The sequence below is a fragment of the Erythrobacter sp. JB1-7 genome (assembly GCF_057365015.1).
This window is the reverse complement of sequence record NZ_CP200291.1, coordinates 860,308-879,198: the sequence shown is the minus strand read 5'-3', so window position 1 is coordinate 879,198 and position 18,891 is coordinate 860,308. Positions and strand designations below refer to the sequence as shown.

At 55.2% G+C, this 18,891-nt stretch carries 14 protein-coding genes and 2 pseudogenes; 11 read left to right on the top strand and 5 right to left on the bottom strand.

The features are described 5' to 3' along the window. The first annotated feature begins 56 nt into the window (after positions 1-56). From AC0V6W_RS04395 to AC0V6W_RS04375, 5 genes and pseudogenes are all read left to right on the top strand, one after another. Positions 57-779, top strand: a pseudogene (locus tag AC0V6W_RS04395) (IS6 family transposase). Positions 780-1,556: 777 nt separating this feature from the next. Then, the gene (locus AC0V6W_RS04390) at positions 1,557-2,264 is read left to right on the top strand and encodes a response regulator (protein WP_486147531.1); all 708 of its coding nucleotides are present in this window, start codon (positions 1,557-1,559) and stop codon (positions 2,262-2,264) included. Continuing rightward, entirely contained in the window at positions 2,261-4,225 is a 1,965-nt protein-coding gene (locus AC0V6W_RS04385) for a sensor histidine kinase (RefSeq protein WP_486147529.1), read from the top strand. Before AC0V6W_RS04390 ends, AC0V6W_RS04385 begins: the two co-directional genes overlap by 4 nt. Positions 4,226-4,314: 89 nt before the next feature. Next, positions 4,315-6,402 carry an MAC/perforin domain-containing protein gene (locus AC0V6W_RS04380; protein WP_486147527.1) on the top strand — a complete coding sequence of 696 codons (2,088 nt, stop codon included), beginning with the start codon at positions 4,315-4,317 and terminating at the stop codon, positions 6,400-6,402. Next, positions 6,399-7,061 carry a LamG domain-containing protein gene (locus AC0V6W_RS04375; RefSeq protein ID WP_486147525.1) on the top strand — a complete coding sequence of 221 codons (663 nt, stop codon included), beginning with the start codon at positions 6,399-6,401 and terminating at the stop codon, positions 7,059-7,061. Before AC0V6W_RS04380 ends, AC0V6W_RS04375 begins: the two co-directional genes overlap by 4 nt. A 266-nt stretch (positions 7,062-7,327) precedes the next feature. Here AC0V6W_RS04375 and AC0V6W_RS04370 read toward each other — a convergent pair whose 3' ends face one another. Both AC0V6W_RS04370 and AC0V6W_RS04365 read right to left on the bottom strand, forming a co-directional pair. After that, the gene (locus AC0V6W_RS04370) at positions 7,328-7,483 is read right to left on the bottom strand and encodes a hypothetical protein (RefSeq protein ID WP_486147523.1); all 156 of its coding nucleotides are present in this window, start codon (positions 7,481-7,483) and stop codon (positions 7,328-7,330) included. A gap of 571 nt (positions 7,484-8,054) precedes the next feature. Next, the gene (locus AC0V6W_RS04365; RefSeq protein ID WP_486147521.1) at positions 8,055-8,693 is read right to left on the bottom strand and encodes a TetR/AcrR family transcriptional regulator; all 639 of its coding nucleotides are present in this window, start codon (positions 8,691-8,693) and stop codon (positions 8,055-8,057) included. A gap of 67 nt (positions 8,694-8,760) precedes the next feature. Between AC0V6W_RS04365 and AC0V6W_RS04360 the strand changes: the two genes are divergently transcribed. The 5 genes and pseudogenes from AC0V6W_RS04360 to AC0V6W_RS04340 all read left to right on the top strand — a co-directional run bounded on the left by AC0V6W_RS04360 (position 8,761) and on the right by AC0V6W_RS04340 (position 13,533). Continuing rightward, the gene (locus AC0V6W_RS04360) at positions 8,761-9,810 is read left to right on the top strand and encodes a phosphotransferase family protein (protein WP_486147519.1); all 1,050 of its coding nucleotides are present in this window, start codon (positions 8,761-8,763) and stop codon (positions 9,808-9,810) included. A 13-nt stretch (positions 9,811-9,823) separates the two neighbouring features. Beyond that, a pseudogene (locus AC0V6W_RS04355) lies at positions 9,824-10,558 on the top strand (SDR family NAD(P)-dependent oxidoreductase). A 41-nt stretch (positions 10,559-10,599) separates the two neighbouring features. Then, positions 10,600-11,847 carry an acyl-CoA dehydrogenase family protein gene (locus AC0V6W_RS04350; protein WP_486147517.1) on the top strand — a complete coding sequence of 416 codons (1,248 nt, stop codon included), beginning with the start codon at positions 10,600-10,602 and terminating at the stop codon, positions 11,845-11,847. 41 nt (positions 11,848-11,888) lie between these two features. Continuing rightward, entirely contained in the window at positions 11,889-12,911 is a 1,023-nt protein-coding gene (locus AC0V6W_RS04345; protein WP_486147514.1) for an NADPH:quinone oxidoreductase family protein, read from the top strand. 7 nt (positions 12,912-12,918) lie between these two features. Continuing rightward, entirely contained in the window at positions 12,919-13,533 is a 615-nt protein-coding gene (locus AC0V6W_RS04340) for a glutathione S-transferase family protein (protein ID WP_486147512.1), read from the top strand. Between the two features lie 228 nt (positions 13,534-13,761). Here AC0V6W_RS04340 and AC0V6W_RS04335 read toward each other — a convergent pair whose 3' ends face one another. The 3 genes from AC0V6W_RS04335 to AC0V6W_RS04325 form a co-directional block, all read right to left on the bottom strand. Beyond that, entirely contained in the window at positions 13,762-14,535 is a 774-nt protein-coding gene (locus AC0V6W_RS04335; protein WP_486147510.1) for a DUF5131 family protein, read from the bottom strand. A gap of 11 nt (positions 14,536-14,546) precedes the next feature. Further along, the gene (locus tag AC0V6W_RS04330) at positions 14,547-15,674 is read right to left on the bottom strand and encodes a three-Cys-motif partner protein TcmP (protein WP_486147508.1); all 1,128 of its coding nucleotides are present in this window, start codon (positions 15,672-15,674) and stop codon (positions 14,547-14,549) included. Between the two features lie 454 nt (positions 15,675-16,128). Next, positions 16,129-17,479 (bottom strand): IS3 family transposase gene (locus AC0V6W_RS04325; RefSeq protein ID WP_486147506.1). Its coding sequence is split into 2 segments (ribosomal slippage): positions 16,129-17,143 and positions 17,142-17,479, totalling 1,353 coding nucleotides; the frame shifts between segments, so codons are not numbered across the junction. 273 nt (positions 17,480-17,752) lie between these two features. Here AC0V6W_RS04325 and istB point away from each other — a divergent pair. Next, the gene (istB, locus tag AC0V6W_RS04320) at positions 17,753-18,478 is read left to right on the top strand and encodes an IS21-like element helper ATPase IstB (protein ID WP_486147504.1); all 726 of its coding nucleotides are present in this window, start codon (positions 17,753-17,755) and stop codon (positions 18,476-18,478) included. Positions 18,479-18,891 lie beyond the last annotated feature (413 nt).

Below are 18,891 nucleotides of genomic sequence, written 5' to 3'. Positions count from 1 at the left end.
GGATGGTGTTGTCAGACTAACGAGGCATTTTCGATTTGTTGTGTTACCGGACCGCGATGAGCCGCAAGTCGAGAGCCAAACCGCCAAGTCCGTTTCGCCGTTTCAACTCGTCACCTGAGGTCATTCGCCTAGTCGTGATGATGTACGTCCGCTCTTCGTTGAGCTTGCGGAACGTGGAGGACCTCATGTTCGAGCGCGAGATCGACATCTGCCATGAAACGGTGCGGTTCTGGTGGTACCGTTTTGGATCGCTGTTTGCAGCAGACATCAAGCGTCAGCGGATCAGTCGGATGCGCTGCCTTCGTTAATGGCGCAGGCACCGTGATGAGATGTTTGTGAAGATCAACGGGAAAACTCACTATCTGTGGCGGGCCGTCGATCAAGAAAGCGAAGTTCTCGAGAGCTACGTCACCAAGGAACGCGACAAGAAGGCCGCTCTCAGGTTCATGAAGAAGGCATTGGAGGACCGCGGAAGCTCAGCTGGCGTCGTTACTGATGGGCTTCGATAGTATCCGGCTGCCCTTGAAGAACTGGGTATTTTGGAGCGGCGCGAAAAGGGGAGGCGGAAGAACAATCGAGTCGAGAACAGCCACCTTCCGTTTCGACGAATAGAACGTGTCATGCAGTGGTTCCGGCGCATGACACCACTACAAAAGTTCGCGTCTGTTCACGCCAACATCCACAACCATTTCAACTCGCAACGTCACCCAATCGATCGCCAAATTTGTAAGACTGCCCGTTCAACCGCATTGGCTGAGTGGCAAAATCTGATGACTTGAGAGCCGAGGGGGGTAGGGGCATCTTCGTCAATTGGAGACAAGTATTGACGCCAATTCTCTTGACTCAGTTCTCCGAGTTCGTGTGACTCCAGAATGTCGTTTTGGTTGACTCGGTTCCGGAGGCAGGTTCAGCGTGGAGCTTTTCAATCTAGCGCAGCGCTGAACCTGCCCTAGCGGACAATAACGGTGTGCCGCCCGGACCCATCGCTCTGCGATGGGCCTTTAGTTTCGCCTTCCTCCAATTGCCTATCTTACCGAAACGGATGTCGAGGGTCTGGGCCGGAACGTGGCCGTCCTCATTGCTCACTGGCGCGCGGCCCTCAAGCACGCTAGCGAGATCAGTCAGGCCTTACTCGAATGCAAAAGGGACGCAACCGTAGCAGCGGTGCGTCCCTTGGTGATTACTATAGCAATCTCAAATGCCTGCGTAGGTTAGTGCGAAGGCCCGCAATTTGCAATGAAATCCTCAGCAAGTTGGCAGTTCCGGCCAATGTCCGTTCTATGAGCATTTAAACTAGGGCACTTCGGCCGGGCGGTCAGTCCACTCTTCAGCTATCCTGTGCTCAAAGCCGACAGTCCGCTTCCGATCCAGTTGCTGACCACGGCCAATTCGTTGAACTTGCGGCTCGTTCAGTTTGTCCAAGCGTACAGTGCGCAGTCAGCGAGCCTACTGCTCTAGTCGGAATTGGACTTTGCCTCAGACGCGGCACTTGTCCCTTTCACTTGTCACGCATAGGATCGGTGAAGTTCAAAAGCTTGGGAAATCAGGGACGCCAATTGGCAATCACCGCCATCATTGCCGATGATCACACCTTCATGCGCAAGGCTATTGCGGACATGCTGGAGGAGATGCGCAATGTGCATGTGATCGCAACCGCTAAAGACGGCTTAGAGGCCATTGCTGAAGCGCGGCGGCACAAGCCTGATTTATTGATCCTCGATGCAGCGATGCCGATGGCTAACGGGGTCGAGGTCTTTGCTGACGTGCGCCGGTGGTGCCCTGATACTAAGGTGGTGACCTGCACCGGCTTTACTTCGCACACCTTGCTTGCTGAATGGATCGATCTAGGCGTTGACGGACTGCTTCTTAAGACAAGCGAGACAGATGAGTTTGGCCGTTGTATTGAAACGGTGCTCGCCGGATATCGCTTTGTTGCCGACGATGTGCGCGACATCTTGAAAGCTGCGAGCGGGGGACCAAGCCTTACGCATAGAGAACGCGAGGTGCTGTCTCTGATTGCACTTGGCAACACCAGCCAAGCGATCGCTGATCGATTGCACATTTCGATCAAGACAGTTGAAAAACACCGCGGTAGCCTGATGGCAAAGCTGGGTGTGGGGTCGGTGGCGGAGTTACTGGCCTACGCGCTCAAAGAGGGCTTTCTTGATTCTGCACCGCCAGCTATAGGCCCATCGAAAACCGGAGAGCCAAATGGGGAGCAGCCCCCATCGACTATCGCGGCCAGGCGGCGCAGAACATCATGATGGCGAAGAATGCGATTAGGCTCTGGATGGCGCTGGCATGCCTATTGTTAAGCGCGTTGCTTGCCGTCCCAAGTGCGGCGCAGGAGCAATCAGCGCTAGCGCTGACGGATGATCCATCCGTGTACCAGTCGATCAACCCTCATGTTGTTGCATGGCGCGATCCATCGGCGCGGCTGAGCGCGGGCGAGGCCTCGGAACAACTTGACCGCTTTGCGCCTTTAACCACGCGCTATCTCGCCTTTGGTCTCACGCGTGACCGCATCTGGCTTCGATGGGAAGCGCGCAATGACAGTCCCAGTCGCCAGAGATGGCGGGTCGATATGAAGCGCCAGTACATGGAGGAACTTGATCTCTACCAGATCGTCGATGGGCAGGCTGTTCTCCTGCTATCACATAAGCAAGGCGATCCATTCTCACAGCGCGAGATACCCAGCCGCTTTCTGCAGAAAGACGTGATCATCGCACCGGGAGAAACGGCTGAGTTGCTGCTCGGATATCGTTCAACTACGTCCACTTTTCTGAAAATCGCAATGGGCACATCCGATGCCGTGAGCGAGGTGCACACTACGGAACTAGCGGTGGACTTCGCTATGAACGGCGCGCTCGGGGCAATGATATTCTTTGCCCTCTTGATGATACCCGTGATTGGCTGGCGGCTGGGGCTGTCATTTGCGCTCTATATTCTTGCGGGCATCTTCTATGTCTCGGTAGCGGATAGCTATGCAATGCGCGCGCTGTGGCCTGATGCGCCTTGGTTGAGCGAGCCGATGAACCTTTCCTCGGTGCTATTGATGGCAATGACGGGCGTTCACTTTCCGCGCGTGTTGTTCGGGTTGGAGCGTTCTGCACCGAAACTCTATAGGTTTCTCGGGATCCACGCAGGGCTTGCGGGATTGTGCGCTGTGCTTGCGCCGTTTTTGTACACGCAGCGCGTTTTCATGGTGGCGGCTTATCTGATCGCTCCCATCGCGACGGTGGTGATTGTCGCTACAGGCGTTTTCGCAATCCGGCGTAAATTGGTGGGCGCGCGTATTTATATCTTCGGCGCGGTGCTGGTCTTTTCCTCGTTTGCCTATGCCTTTGCCGCGCATGTGTGGCCCGGCCAATTCGATTTGGATAACACGCTGGATTATGGGCATTTCACGCTGTTTACCGAATGCATTGCGTTTGCGACGGTGATTTTGCTGAGGCTGATGGCGCTGCGCGAAGAGCGCGACAGCGCGATGCAGGCAGAGCTGGCCGCAACCCGGGAGAAGCTGGCACTCAATGACCGTTTGCTCAGCTCCCAGCGTGAGTATTTGCAGGCGCGCGAGCTTGCCGATTTGCGCGGACAGCGCCTATCGGAACTGGGCCATGACATCCGGCAGCCTTTGGGCGCTCTTCGCGCGGCGATGTTCAAACTGCGCGGGCTCGACGATCAGCAATCAGGCGAAATTGATGCGGCGCTCGATTACCTGGCGGGCGTGGCCAGTGATCGGCCTCATGCGGCGCTGGCTGCGGGTGAAGGAGCCCGCGAACAGTTTGTGGCGAATGTGGTGCTCAAGAATGTCCATCATGTGTTTGCAGAGGAAGCGCGCAATACCGATGTGGAGCTGCGGTTAAGGCCGAGTGAATTGAAAGTGGAGGCAGACCCAGTCGCGTTGATGCGGGCTGTGTCCAATCTCGTCGCTAACGCTTTGAAACACGGGCGCAGCGCATCAGGCGCATCGTGCATCCTGATCGCGGCGCGCTGTCGGGCCGACGGCACGCAAATCGAAGTGCGCGACAATGGCCCTGGAATGAGCGCTGCGGAATTGGAGCGTGCTTTGCAACGCGGTGGCAAAGGCAACACCTCTGATGGCGAGGGGCTGGGCCTTGCGATTGTCCAAGACATATGCGCAGAATCAGACTTTCACTTCAATATTGAGGCGGTTCCAGGAGGCGGATGCAAGGCCTCCATTCACATCCCTGACAGGAACTAGCCCGCCAAATGGGGAGAAACCCCACTATATCGCTCTAGCCATTCTGCCATCTTTGTCTTGCCACCAGGTTGGGGAGATTGGGCGTGAATATGAAGGGTAACATCCTATGCGGATTGATGATCGGTGCAGCGACGTTCGCGCCCGTTACATCTGTTGCAACCGCACAAGGAACACAGCCTGGGGCAGTGCCCGCGCTTGCCTCTGACGAATTGTTTCAAGGCCCTGCTAAACGCAAAGGCCGGCCCATTGAGGCGTTTAAAGGCTGCAAAATACCCACGCGTTTGCAGGCCGATACCGCAAGCACATCTGACCGGGTGCGTTCGCGTGATGCGGGATTGCAGGACCCGACAGCCGCACGTGTATTTGCCTCGTTTGCGATACCCGAAGGTACCGCCACCGAAACAGACCTTGCCGAGGATTGCCGCTACAGGCTCGATGGTATCTGGATTCAGGACACTGCACTTGCGCTTGATGAAACCAAAGCGGCAGGTGAATTGTTTGCAGGGCTAGACGGTCAACAGCTCAATCCGCGCCTGACGCATTCCAGTTTTACAACGCCCGACCTCATGTATGTCAGTATGGCAGACGATGGCAGTAGGATCGCGATCCGCAGAGCGACACAGGGCCGCGAACCGATTGTGCTGCATGCGACCGACGCCACCCCAATGCGCGATGTTATGAAGCCATCGGGTGCGACCAAAACATACATAAACCGCGAAGGCAGGGGGCGCTGGCGCAATGCGACTTTATCAGTTTCCGTATCTCGTACCGGAAAGCCGGAGCTGCGTTGGAACGGGTCCAGCTACAACCGCCCTCAACCCACTGTCTCACGCGCGCAGAATATCGATGTCACCGATGTTTTTCTGATCGGCAATAATCTCGACAACTACCGCGCCTCTTTACGCGGCTATGATGTGATCAGGCAGGATCCTTTCGAGCTTAACCGCAATTCTAAGGCCGACATTTTTGCAACCGCTGATCCGCGCGATTTCGCTATCGTTGAGAAGCGCACTGTGCCGCTTGGCCTCAAATACATTCCCGATGGCGTGCAAGGCAGCGTGACTTCCAGGGAAATGATCTCGCGGCAATTTGATTTTCAGCGCACGGCGGCCAGTTCGTTTGGTTTCAATATTGGGTTTACCAAGAAGGACAAGAAGACTGGCGAATCCAAGGGGTCGCTTGGTGCGGGCGCGGATTTTGCCAAGTCCAGTACGCTGGGTCGCCAATTCGGTATGCAGCGCGCGCTTTCAATGGGGTTCGCCCGGCACAAGCTCTACACGCTCGTACTCGACCGGCCCTTTGCCAAATTGAGCGATGATTTCATCGATGCAGTGGATTTTGCTTATCGGATGGGCCGCTATGATGACCTGATTGACAAGTTTGGCACCCATTATCCGTATGCAGTCACTTACGGCTCGCAGGCGCGCATGTGGGCGAGCTTTGACCAGCAGACCATGCAGAAATGGCAGGGTCAGAGCCAGAATATCAACGCTAAGGCTGGCCTTGCCATTGGCGGGTTTGAAATTGGCGCAAGCGGTTCGCGTTTCATCGAAGAATCGCGCAGCTCGTCAGAGCTCGACGAAAGCTCCGAAGCTGGTTTTGAAGCGGTTGGCGGCACGGGCAGTTTTGACCAGAATGGCTTTTCTACCGGAACCCCGGTGCCAATCCTTGCTGACCTGCGGCCGATCTCAGACCTTCTCAATCCGCTATATTTCCCCAATGAGCCTGAAATCTGGAGCAGTGTTCGCCCGCGCCTGGAAGCGGCGATTGAAGAGCGGTTGGAACGCGCCGCCAATTATGGCGGATTTGCCAATGTCATTCCGGAACGCCCGCGCCCGGGCCTCGTAATCAATATTCCGGTCGCCACATATCAGGGCAGGAAAGAGAACATTCGCGTTGCTTTTGGCCGCAACACCTACAAGCCGGGCTTCGTTCGCGTATGCTTCAAGCAGCGCATCCATGGATCCAGAGCCATGTCGCACGGGGTCAAAGGAGTGGGAGCGCTCGTCACTTATGGCAAGGGCCTGCAAAGCTGCGCGACCATCCGGGCAACCGAGACATTGCGCCTCAAATTCTCAGCCTCTGGAAAGCCTTCGCGGATACTCGGCGCGACGACGTTCGACCTCGCACCTTACGAGAACGGCTACATCGATTTCCTCTATGGAGTTGGACCATGACACGAATGATACAAACGCTCCTGCTTGCCCTCGCAGCGTGCATCGCCGCGCCTCTCAGCGCCCAATACACACCTGATGTGTTGGTACTTGATGGCACAGAAACCCTGCAATTCCCCCCAGATGAGCGTCTTGTTCTGGAAGGCGGATCAACGATTGAGTTTTGGGTTCAGCCAGATTGGACTGCCGATCCCGGATACGACCCAGTCGTGCTATCCAACGCTGGCCCGGACGGCCCGCTTTACCTCGTTGCATTGCTGCGTGATCGGGATGGGTTGGGTATTATGATCGGAGAACAATCAGCGATTGCCGCGTTCGATTTCACCGATGGGAAAATGCACCATGTGGCCATCATCGATGACGGGACCTCTGTTGCAATGCTTGTGGATGGAAGCCCGGTTGGAATTGCTGAAATAACATCCAAGGCGTCGCAGTCGGCGGGCTTTTGGATCGGCAGCTCCGATGGACAAAACGACCCATTTATTGGTGCGATTGCGGGGCTTCGACTTTGGGATGTTGCCGTCGGCCCGGCACTGCTCAAGGAGTTTGCTACCGTCGATATCATCGCAAATCGTAAGAAAACGCACCCTGATTTGAATTGGCTCATCGGGCTTAGCGACTTCATGAACAAAGACTTTGTTCTGTTAGAATATGAGAATTAATCCGCTTTCTTGCCATTCTTAGATCGGAGAGAAATCATGAAATGGACCCTCACAATTGCATGCTCTGCGCTGTCTGTCTTGGTAGCGGCAACCACGCTTCCTGCCGAAGCAAACGCACAAAAGCGCGGCAGCATCTCCAGCACCCAGTCTCAAGGCCCGAAAGCCGGAGGGTCTATTTACAAGCCTAACAAGTCACACGCCATCGTTCCACGCCGGGTGGTAAGAAACAAGCCACAGCGAAAGCACCGCGTAAATGTTTCCCGCGATCAAATGCGGCGCAGTGCAGAACTCGCCACGCGTCGGAGCGCGGCAAGCTCACTTTTGAGCAGAGCTACAAGTCCATTAGAACCCAAGGTCGACACCAGCAGAATGAGCATGGATGTGAACGCGTCTGGCGGGCTGGTGCGCTCAAAACCCATCATACCTCCTCCTCCCAGCACTGCACCACCCCCTCTGCCTCCTAGCCGTGATCGCCGTCCAGTCTCAAATCGTTCGACAACAATCGATGTGCCGCGTCAGCCGATGCCCAAGACGATGAGACAAGCGCAAGCCAATGCTGCGCAAGTGGCGCACGAAGTCAGGCCAATGAAAGTTAAAGTGGTGGGCATGCGAGTTCCTCAGGCCGCGAAACAGCGCGGGATACTTCTCACGCGAGAGCGCATAAACGCGCATGGAAGAGCCGGGCTGACCTTCAATGGCAAAGACGAATTCCAGTCAGTCGGTGGGCGCATAACTGAAGCTAGCAACGGTCGCGGCGCTGGCTTTGTCGCGGGTTTAATTAACGCGGTGAAAAGACCCTTCAAAAGTCTAGCGGCCTTAATGACGCGCAACCCGAAACGCTAAGCGATCTCTGCCCAACGTCAGCTTCCACCCCCAGAAGCAGCCTAATTTCAGATTGAGGGTCAGTTCCATGAGTAGTCTGACAGCTCAATCGCTTTTGCGTCCAATAGCGGCTGGTCCGTTCTCGACCCAATTTCAGCCGTTGTCCCGTTTTTACTCCATTTCCAGCATGCAGGTAATCGTAGCTGCGAAATGCGCTAGCGTTGATTTGTCGTTCCAAGTTGGGTGAGCACGGCTCTTATCATCTAGCCTTGTCTCGCGCGCGCCAAGCACCCCGCCAAGATAGGATTCCAGAAAGACAAAGCGCTGGTTTTGGATGGTTCGGCTTTTTGTCGGCATCAGCACGCGCAGATGTTTGAGACAGCGCTGATAACCTGAGTTCCAGCGCCCTTCCAGAGCATCGTCAAATAGGTCGCGGTGCGACATGGTGAGCATGCGGAGAAAGCGGTTGTATGTATCCGTCTCGCCGCGTGCTGCCAAATTGACGGACGGATAGATCAGGATATCGACGATCTGGGAAATGCCCACATCGCCGCCGTCTGCTTCCAAAACATCAAGTTGGTCGTTTCGGCGATCATCAATGACTTTAGCACCATCCACGATAAGCTCGCGGATCAGCGCCTCCTTCGAACCAAAGTGATAACCGACAGCGGCAGGGTTCTTTTGTCCTGCGGCCGCGGCGATGTCACGCACGGTAACGCCGTCGATGCCTTGATTGGCAAAGAGGCGCTGTGCCTCGGCCTTGAGCCTCTCAACCGAAGGGCTGCGCACTTTCGAAGACAGTTTGCTCATATCAGCCGCATATAGACCACAGGCAATTGTAGCTTGCAATAATGCAGATGATTAATACAGTTGCATTATGCCGAATCAATCAGGCGAAGAGTCGATACCGGTCGATCTGCGAGCTCTAACAGCTTGGATGGACGGTATTGGACTGGAAAGCGGACCGCTTGATAACCCGCAGCTTTTAGCGGGAGGGACACAGAACATCCTCCTTCGCTTTGACCGTGGCAGCCAAGAGTTTGTTCTGCGCAGACCGCCGCTCCATCTGCGCAAAAACTCCAATGACACGATGAAACGCGAGGCACGCGTCTTGGAAGCGTTAGCCGGAACTGGGGTGCCGCATCCTGAATTCATCGCGAGCTGCGACGATGAGGAGGTGCTTGGCGCGTGCTTCTATTTGATGGCAACGGTCGACGGCTTTAATCCTGCCAATGGCTTGCCGCAGCTGCACGCGAGCGACCCAAAAATCCGCGAGCGCATGGGCTATTCTTATATCGAAGGAATGGCGGCCTTAGGGACGCTGGACTATAAAACGGCGGGTTTGGATGGGTTTGGCAAGCCTGACGGGTTTCTGGAGCGGCAATCGGGCCGCTGGATGAAGCAGCTCGAAAGCTACGCGACTTTTGACGAATGGAGTGGTTTTAAAGAGCTGCCCGATGTTGAGAAAATTCGCCTCTGGCTGGAAGACAACCTCCCTCAGGATTTCGCGCCGGGCATCATCCATGGCGATTGCCATTTGGCCAACACGATGTTTGCCCATGACAGCGCCGAACTTGCGGCATTTGTCGATTGGGAATTGGCCACCATTGGCGATCCTTTGATCGATCTTGGTTGGGTCATGGCCACATGGGCGGATGATCACACACCCGTTGTGGGCGATATCCAGCCTTGGGACGGCTTCGCGAGCCTCGATGAACTCATAGCCCATTATGGCAAACACTCGGCGCGCAGTTTGGACACGGCCCCTTGGTACGGTGTGCTCGCTTGTTTCAAGTTGGGAGCAATATTGGAAGGCACCCATGCTCGCGCAAGCGCTGGCAAGGCACCCAAAGAAACCGGCGATCGCCTCCATGCGATGACAATTTCACTGTTCGGGCGCGCGCACCGATTGATCGCGAAGAATTGAGAAGGAAACGCATATGAGTGACTTGGACTTTTCGGGAAAACGCGTGCTGGTTGTCGGCGGCTCAAGCGGTATCGGGAATGGCATCGCCCATGGTTTCCGCGCGCGCGGGGCCGAGGTGCATGTTTGGGGCACGCGCGCAGAGGCAAGCGACTACTCGGCTGAGGAAGGCTCTGACTTGGAGGGCTTGCATTACGGACAAATCAATGTCGCGGACTTCGACGAGCTGGACGCCTACCAGCCGCCTTTCGACAGTCTGGATGTGCTCGTGCAGTCGCAGGGCTTCGTTCGGTACAAGCAGGCGGAATATGCCAAGCCGGGCTGGGATGATGTGATGGACATCAATATCAACTCGGTCATGCATACGGCGACCAAGTTCAAATCGATGCTCAGCTAAGCCAAAGGCTCGATTGTGATTGTCAGCTCCATCTCCGGTTTGAAGGCGAATATCGGCAACCCCGCTTATGCCGCCTCTAAAGCTGCCGCGATCAGCCTAACCAAAACGCTCGGCCAGTCATGGGCGCGTGACGGGATACGGGTGAACGGGCTCGCACCGGGATTGGTGCCAACGAAACTGACAGCCGTCACTACCGAGAATGAGGAGCGCAAAGAGGCATCTTTGCGCTCGATCCCACTTCGCCGCATGGGCACTCCGGAAGATATGGCGGGCGCCGCCATGTTCCTGGCCTCACCGCTCGCCTCCTATGTGCAAGGCCACACACTCATCGCAGATGGCGGGCTCTCACTTTAAAAGCCAGCCGCCAATCAGACACCCCCTAGGACACCTCTATTATGCTCTTTGAATATAGCGAGAAAACGCAAGGTTTAATCGCGAGATTGCAAGCCTTTGTCGATGCCAACATCCTTCCTGTTGATCACGAAGTCCTTGCATGGAACCACGATCCTGCCAATCGCTGGAAGCCTTGGCCTGGCCTTGAACCGCTCAAAGAAAAAGCGAAAGCAGCTGGCCTGTGGAACTTTTTCTTGCCTGAGGAATATGGCGAATACAGCCCTGGCCTCACGAACCTCGAATATGCGCCCTTGGCAGAGATCATGGGCCGCAATGGTTGGTGCAGCGAGGTCTTTAACTGCTCCGCGCCCGACACCGGCAATATGGAGGTTTTCGCCAAATTCGGCACTGATGCCCAGAAACAACAATGGCTGCTGCCCCTGCTCGCAGGTGAAATTCGGTCGGTATATATGATGACCGAACCTGACCACGCCTGCTCAGATGCGACCAATGTGCGCACCGAAATCCGCAGTGATGGCGACGACTATGTCATCAATGGCAAGAAGTGGTGGATTTCAGGCATCATGGACCCGCGGGTTAAAGTCTTGCTGATCATGGGGCAGACCAATCCGGAAAATCCCCGCCATTCGCAGCAATCAACGGTCATCATTCCGCGTGATACGCCCGGCGTAGAGGTTATCCGTGCACAGACCGTGTTCGGTGATGTCCATTCTCCCGGCGGGCATTGCGAAGTGCATTTGAAGGATGTGCGCATTCCCAAAGAGAACATAATTCTTGGCGAAGGGCGCGGCTTTGAAATCGCGCAAGGGCGCCTTGGCCCTGGCCGCATTCACCACTGCATGCGTTCGATCGGATCAGCCCAGCTTGCGCTTGAATTGATGTGTCAGCGCGTGACCGAGCGCAAAACCTTTGGCCGGATGCTTTCGGATCGCTCGAGCATCCGGATGGAAATTGCCAAGAGTTATTGCGACATCGAACAGGCCCGCTTGCTCACGTTGAAAGCGGCTGATGCGATTGACCGGCAAGGGGCTAAGAACGCCAAGGATTTGATCGGCGCGATCAAGGTGGTCGCCCCGCAAATGGCGCAAACCGTCGCGGACCGTGCGATCCAAATGTTCGGAGGCATGGGTGTGAGCGACGATGTGCCTTTGGCAGGCATTCTTGCAACGCAGCGCTTTATTCGTCTCGCGGATGGCCCCGACGAGGTGCACGCATCGCAGCTTGGTAAGTTCAAGATCGGGCAATACGCGAAACCTGGCGAAGGCTGGAACGAAGTGCCCACCGATTGAGCCGCTAGCCGCTGCGAACAGGCAAGAAGAGAGAGTGCAATATGCGTAGATGGGTAGTTAGCTCGTTTGGAGAGCCAAAAGACGTTTGGGCGCTTCAAGAGGATGCCAAGCCTCTTGACCCGGGCCTCGGTCAGGTCAAAGTCAAAGTCGAAGCCTGCGGCTTGGGCCTGCCCGATGTCTTGATGAGCCGAGACAACTACCCATTGACGCCGCCGCTTTCTTTCACACCGTCGCAAGAGGCAGCGGGCGAGGTTGTTGCCGCGGGTGAAGGAGTCGATGAAGCATTGATCGGCACACGCGTTGTTGGACCAACTCTGTTTCAAGCGCAGGCCGGTGGATTGGCCGAAGAGTGTTTGATGCGGGCAAGTGCCACCAGTGATGGCGTATTGTCCGGCCTATTGCCGATCCCCGATGAAATGAATGGGGTGGAGGCAGCGGGCCTTTATATACCTTATCAAACGGCATGGACCGCACTCGTCCGGCGCGCGAAAATCACGAAAGACGATGTGGTGCTGGTGCTGGGTGCATCGGGCAGCTCAGGCAATGCAGCGGTCCAATTGGCAAAGGCCAAGGGCGCTCGCGTCATCGCTGTCGCCGGTGGACCCCAAAAGGCCACCTTCTGCAAGAGCATCGGCGCGGATGACGTCATCGACAGAAGGGAGCAGGACATCACCGAGGCAGCGCTTGAGCTTACAGGCGGCAAAGGCGTCTCGGTCGTCTTCGATCCTGTTGGGGGCAAAGCTGCTCGCGCCGCTTTCAACGCGATCGCTTTCGAAGGCCGGTTTATTGTGATCGGTTATGCGAGCGGCGAGTGGGCGCGCATCGCCCTGCCAGAAACGGTGATGAAGAACATCTCACTGCTGGGCGCGATGCCGGTTGGATGGACCGCGGATCAAGTGCTCGAGGCCCATCAGGATTTGGTCAAGCACTGGCAGGAGGGCGCAATTGACCTTTCAAGCAGCCAGGTCTTTGATTTCGAAGATGCGGTGACAGCGGCAACGCATATCGCGGACGGAAAAGTCGAAGGCAAAGTCATAGTCCAGCTCCCTGGTTCGCAATCGTAGGTCGCCCATGTCCTTGATTTTGTTTCACACTCCAAATTCTCGTTCCTTGCGGCCACTCTGGTTGCTCGAGGAGATGGGGCTCGATTTCGAGCTGAAAACGATTGGCTATGATTCGGAGTATTTCGCGTCTGACGTGTACCGGGAGATCAATCCCATGGGTAAGGTGCCAGCCTTCTATGATGGCGGTCAGCTAATTTTGGAATCGACCGTTATTCTCGAATACATTCTGGCAAAACACGGCCCATCGTCCCTTAGCGTCGGACCTGAAGAGAGTGATTTTGGGCACTATCTGACCTGGCTCCACATGGCCGAAAGCGGCCTATCGCACTATCTTGCTGTCTATCTTGGTCAGATGATGGGCGTCGATAAATATGCAGTTTCCGAAGGCTTTGAAGCTTATGTGAAGCTTCAAGCTGAGAAGGCCTTTGAGATGCTCAATGATCATCTTAGCGCAAGGTCATTCATCGCCGCAGAACGCTTCTCAGCCGCTGATATCTCGGTGGGATACAGCCTATTTCTGGCAAACGCGATTTGTAAATTGCCCGTCCCAGATCGCGTGCAAGCGTATTGCGAAAGACTGCAGGACCGTCCGGCTTGGAAAAAGGCCGTTTCGGTCAAATAGGTCTGTTTCTTCGAGGATTGACGGACTGACTGCAACTCGCCTCTGACCAAGGCAAGATTGGTAGATGGGCGAGCCCAAGCCTGCTTTTGAGGCCGTCCGCTCCCACCCCCAGTTCCGGCCGTTGATCAGTGTCTAGAGTTGGGCCGATTGCCGACCTTCAGGTTTTGGACTGGAGAACACAGAAAGGGGGAGATGGGAGGCGCCCTGACTTAGGCTCGGGCAGCTTGGCTAGCTGGGAACGTGCGTTTGGTCGCTATCAAGCCCACGAGGAAACTGGTCCCAGGTTCGGCCGTCAAGCAAGCGACCAGTCCGTTTCTTGTTCACGCCGCCCCACTGCTTGAAATGAAATGCAACTCGCTCGCTCAAGCACTGATCACGAATTGAGCGTACCCATGCAGGGTCGATCGGTCGCGCGCCGGGGCCGCTTTCGCCCCCCGCGATCACCCAATCAACTCCATCCAAGTTGAGATTGTTCAGAGGACCAAGTAGCGGCTCCAGGCTCAGAAACTTCACGGCGGCCGCGGACCGTCGCAAGTCATCTATTCTCGACGTGTAGTCCGCATTCTCGACGCTCACGCCCATCCAAACGTTCTGCGGCCAAGCAATGGACGAGCTTAGGTCCTTGAGACGTTCGGAGCGCTTCGTGAGCAATTGGTACGTATGTTGAGGGGTCTCAGCCATCACTCGGAAAACCTCCGAAATGAACTCCAGCGGCACTTCTTCATGGAAGAGATCTGACATTGAATTCACAAAGATCATGCGGCCACTTTTCCAGGTTCCTGGGAGCGCTAATGATGCACTATCAAGCCGCACGACCCCATTCCACTTCGCTCTCCCTGCCGACAATCGAGTTGTACCGGAATACTTTGGCTGGCCCATAGCTTCGAGCCTTCTCGCCATACGCATCGCGTAACAATTTGTGCAGCCGGGAGACACGACCGTGCACCCCGCAACTGGGTTCCAGGTTGCCTCAGTCCATTCAATTGATGAGTTCGTCGACACAGCAATCCTATCTATGGGAAACTGATTTGCACATGATCCGGGTAGGTACCTGCTCGTCTCTTTCCCTTGGAAGACTCTGCCGTAATCAAACCCTCCGCCTCGAGCGCCTTCAACGCAACCCTGTAGTGCTTCTTGAGGTATGGCGTCCCAACGCTATGCCTCTCGTACATCTTAGTCAGTCCAATTGTTTGACCAGCAAAGTGTTCAACTAGCGTCTCTTGCAACTTTGAGATCGGTTGAACCAGAGAAAACAACAGCGGCATCGACGCATCAGCGGGAGAGTAAGTCAAAGAAGGCACCCCTTCATCTGTCGTTGAACTTTCGGATGCCATTATGTCCTTCATCACTTCATATCCTTTGAAGTGTTTTGAGACGAAAATCAGCTTGTGCGTAGTTCGAGAGCCAGTGCTGTTCTTGAAGGTGAACGGCAGGACAAATTTACCACCTAACGACTGAATTTCGTGCGCTAGGGCCTCAAGGATTGCTGCCTCCCTCAAATCTGGTCGTAGCCCAGGGATCCGTTCTCTAAGCTCGTCAGCTCTCTCTTCGCCGAACAGCGCATCCATGTGCTTACGGACTTTTGGATTGGTGATGCCCGCGTTTATTCGGTTGTAATTGAAGAAAAAGACGCAGTCGCAACCCCAGTCCTTGATCACACCCTTTACAATCTTGAGCGACAAACCTTTGTAACCAAACGGATCTACGAATGAGAATGAGGGCACCAGCCGAGTCTGGTTGAAGTAATCCGCCGCATCGTCATCAATCTCTCCGCAAGAAACGGTTGGCCTGAAACGAAGGTTGTCGATCCCCGGTAGTTTCTCAATTTCGCTAGAGAGCGTTGATGTATTGTTGTCATCGGAGTCATTGAATAACGCGACAAGCATCTGCGACATTTTTGGATGCGCGATTGCATTCTCAAGCACCAAAAGAGGCGTTGATGCGGCACCGTCTTTGTATCGTCCGGGGCCAGCGTAGAGATCGATGTATGCGATCTTCCCTTCGCCTCTGGCCGCAGAAGGCATTACCACTTGCGCCCAAGTCGAGAAGTACTTGCTCACGATACGAGCCTTTACTTCTGATTGATCAGTCCGCTCCTCAAAGAACGAAGATTTTTTCTTTTGAGTCAGAGGTAAGTTCATTCCTCACCTTTAGAGCAACGCGGGCCTCTTCGAAAGGCAGACTCCAATTGCTATCTTCATAAATCTCCGAATAACCGAGGTCCAGTCTTCGAAAAGCTGCGGGCCTCGCCGTATGTCTGCTTTTGTGTCTTCCCCGATTGCACGCGTATGTCCAAGACTGAGGCGCATTCCTGCTCCCGCCCGTCGGTAAGAAGCTAGCCTCGTACCAGTACTTTGGTAGCCTTGGCCGCAAGAGATCTTTTCTAGGGGGACAATCGCCGAACGCCGATTGAGCGGGGATGACAAAACCGCGTGTCGATGCAATAGCTTGGACGACGCCGAAAAAAATGCGGCTCGGAGCGTAGTAACTCCGCTGAACGACTGAGGCTTGGTCAGTGCTGTCCGTCGTCAGATAAATTGAGACTCGCTTGGGTTTTGGCTTAGCGAGTGTATGGTCTCATCTGGTTGATGTGTTTTAGGCGGCTAGCTTTCGGTGAAGCAAGCGCCGATGTTTTAACGTCTGTCGTTTGATCCTTTCTCTTCGTTGGATGATGGTTGCGGCCCTGCCGAAGTAGGCGTCGGCAGGTGTGACGTTGTCGAGGCTCTCATGGTAGCGCTGATGGTTGTAATGCTCGACGAAGGCCTTGATCTGACATTCCAGATCGCCGGGCAGGAAGTAGTTCTCCAGTAGAACACGGTTCTTGAGTGTCTGGTGCCAGCGTTCGATCTTGCCCTGGGTCTGCGGGTGGAACGGCGCACCACGCACATGATCCATGCCGTTCTTGCCGAGATAGTCGGCTAGTTCTTCAGCAATGTAGCTCGGCCCATTGTCGGATAGCAGTCTTGGCCTGTGCTTGACGTGGGCGTGGTCGCAGCCCGATGCTTGCAGAGCCATATCCAACGTCTCGGTGACGTCTTCGGCCTTCATGGTCGTGCATAGCCTCCAGGCGATGATGTAGCGCGAGTAATCATCGAGCACGGTGGAGAGGTACATCCATCCCCATCCGATGATCTTGAAGTAGGTGAAGTCCGTCTGCCACATCTCGTTCGGGCGGGTAGTTTGCGTGTGGAACTGATCAGCCGCTTTGATCACAGTGCACGCCGGACTGGTAATCAGATCGTGCGCTTTGAGCAGCCGGTAGACTGTGGCCTCCGATACGAAGTAGCGCTTCTCGTCGGTGAAGCGCACCGCCAGCTCTCTGGGCGATAGCTCGCTGTACTCCAACGCCATATCGACGATCTGCTGCTGGATGGTCTCAGGGACACGGTTCCATGCGCGCTGTGGTCCGGGCTTTTGATCCTCCAACGCCGCTTCACCGAAGCGCTGATAGAGGTCGTACCAACGATAGAAGGTAGGACGGGCAACGCCCAGCATGTCCAGTGTCTTCTTCACTGGTAGATGGGATCGCTCGACCAGCCTGATGATCTCCAGCTTCTCAGAGGCGGGGTATCTCATTCTTCGTCTCCCCCATCCCCGATTGTGCTTTTTTGAGCAGACGCAACTCCAGCGCCTGCTCAGCCACAACCTCCTTCAGATCACGCGCTTCCCGGCGCAGGTCCTTCACCTCGTCAGTGGTCGCCGCACGCGAAGTATCGCCAGCAAGCCTGCGCTTGCCTGCCTCCATGAACTCCTTCGACCAGGTGTAATACAGGCTCTGGGCTATGCCCTCCTTGCGACACAGCTCGGCAATACTGTCATCGCCGCGCAGGCCCTCAAGCACGATCCGTATCTTCTCTTCCGCTGAAAACTGACGCCGCGTTTTGCGCCTGATATCCTTCACCACCCGCTCAGCAGGTGCTTTGGAATTTGCTCGTTTTGATCTCATCTTCGTTCCTTACAGTCACTACGATGAGACCAAAACACTCCTCTATCCAATCACCTCAATCTGTCTCACAAACGCTGACGGGGAACAGATCGCAGCCTGCAAACAGGCGCGCCGGAATGAGGCGCTCAATCTTGCGCACGCTGAGAACCTACTGCTTAATAACAGAGAGCGCCAAACATTCTCGGAAGAGAACGAACTCATTTCGATCACTCCGCAGCGCAACCTCCGTGGAAGTCGATATTTCCAGGGCGATTTTCGCGATGGAGGTGAGTCATGACCTCAGACAACGTGTATGAGATGCTCATTGGGCTGCGCCAGGACGGAATGGCCCGAGCTTTCCAAGATCAAATCGCAAATCGGTCCGCAGATGACTTAACCCGTGAAGAGTTTATCTTCCAAATGTGCATTGCCCAAGAGGAGGAGAACCGAAAGGCTGCGCTTGCCCGTCTGAAGCGCGCGGCCAAATTCAGATTTGAGGCCCAACCTGAAGATATCAATTGGGATTCCAAACGTGGACTGGACAAGCAAAAGGTCCGAGCGCTCCTATTGCCTGATTGGACCCGCCGTACAGAAAACGTATTGCTTACTGGGGCATCGGGCACAGGTAAGTCTTGGCTCGCATGCGCGATTGGCCACGCGCTGATCAGGCATAGCGTGACCGTCAAATATGTTAGAACAAACCCTATGCTTGAGCTTATGCGTACGGGTCATTTGGATGGCACAATCTCGAGAATCCGAAAGGCACTTGCCCGCCCATCGGTGCTAATCTTGGATGATTTCGGGATCGCGCCGATTTCAGAGCAATCCAAAGAAGATCTATTCGAACTTCTCGAGGCGCGCACTGATCTCGGTTCGACGATCATCTGCGGGCAACTCGCGCCTTCTGAATGGCACGACTACTTGGCAACGGCTCATCTTGCGGATGCCATCATGGATCGGTTGATCCAGCGGTCTCACCGTATCGAGCTCAAGGGCGACTCTCTGCGGCCGAGACTCTAAGAAGCGGGTTGACGGGGTGGCACCTTCGGTAACACCCCGTCATTCGCCGCAACACCGAGTCAACTTCTACAATCAACTGTCAGGTCCGATATTGCTCGGTCATGTGTTGGATCAGCCCTTCACGCGACACCCTGGTTTGTCAGGCTGTTCAGCACTTTAGAGTCTGATTGGCTGGAATCAGTACAAGTTGCAGTTAGACTGACAGCACCTGCGTCTGCTCAAAAAAGCATGAGCGCGGATGGGGGAAACGAAGAATGAGATTTGGCGCCGTGTGTCTAGGGGAGACGAGTTCGCGTTAGACTAACAGCATCTATGGCCAAAAAGGTCATCAGTCCTGTGACAAACAGTGCTTAGAGATCGATAGTCATTATTGAGTCGACCCTTGAAACGTCGAACGGGCGGTACTGAAAAAA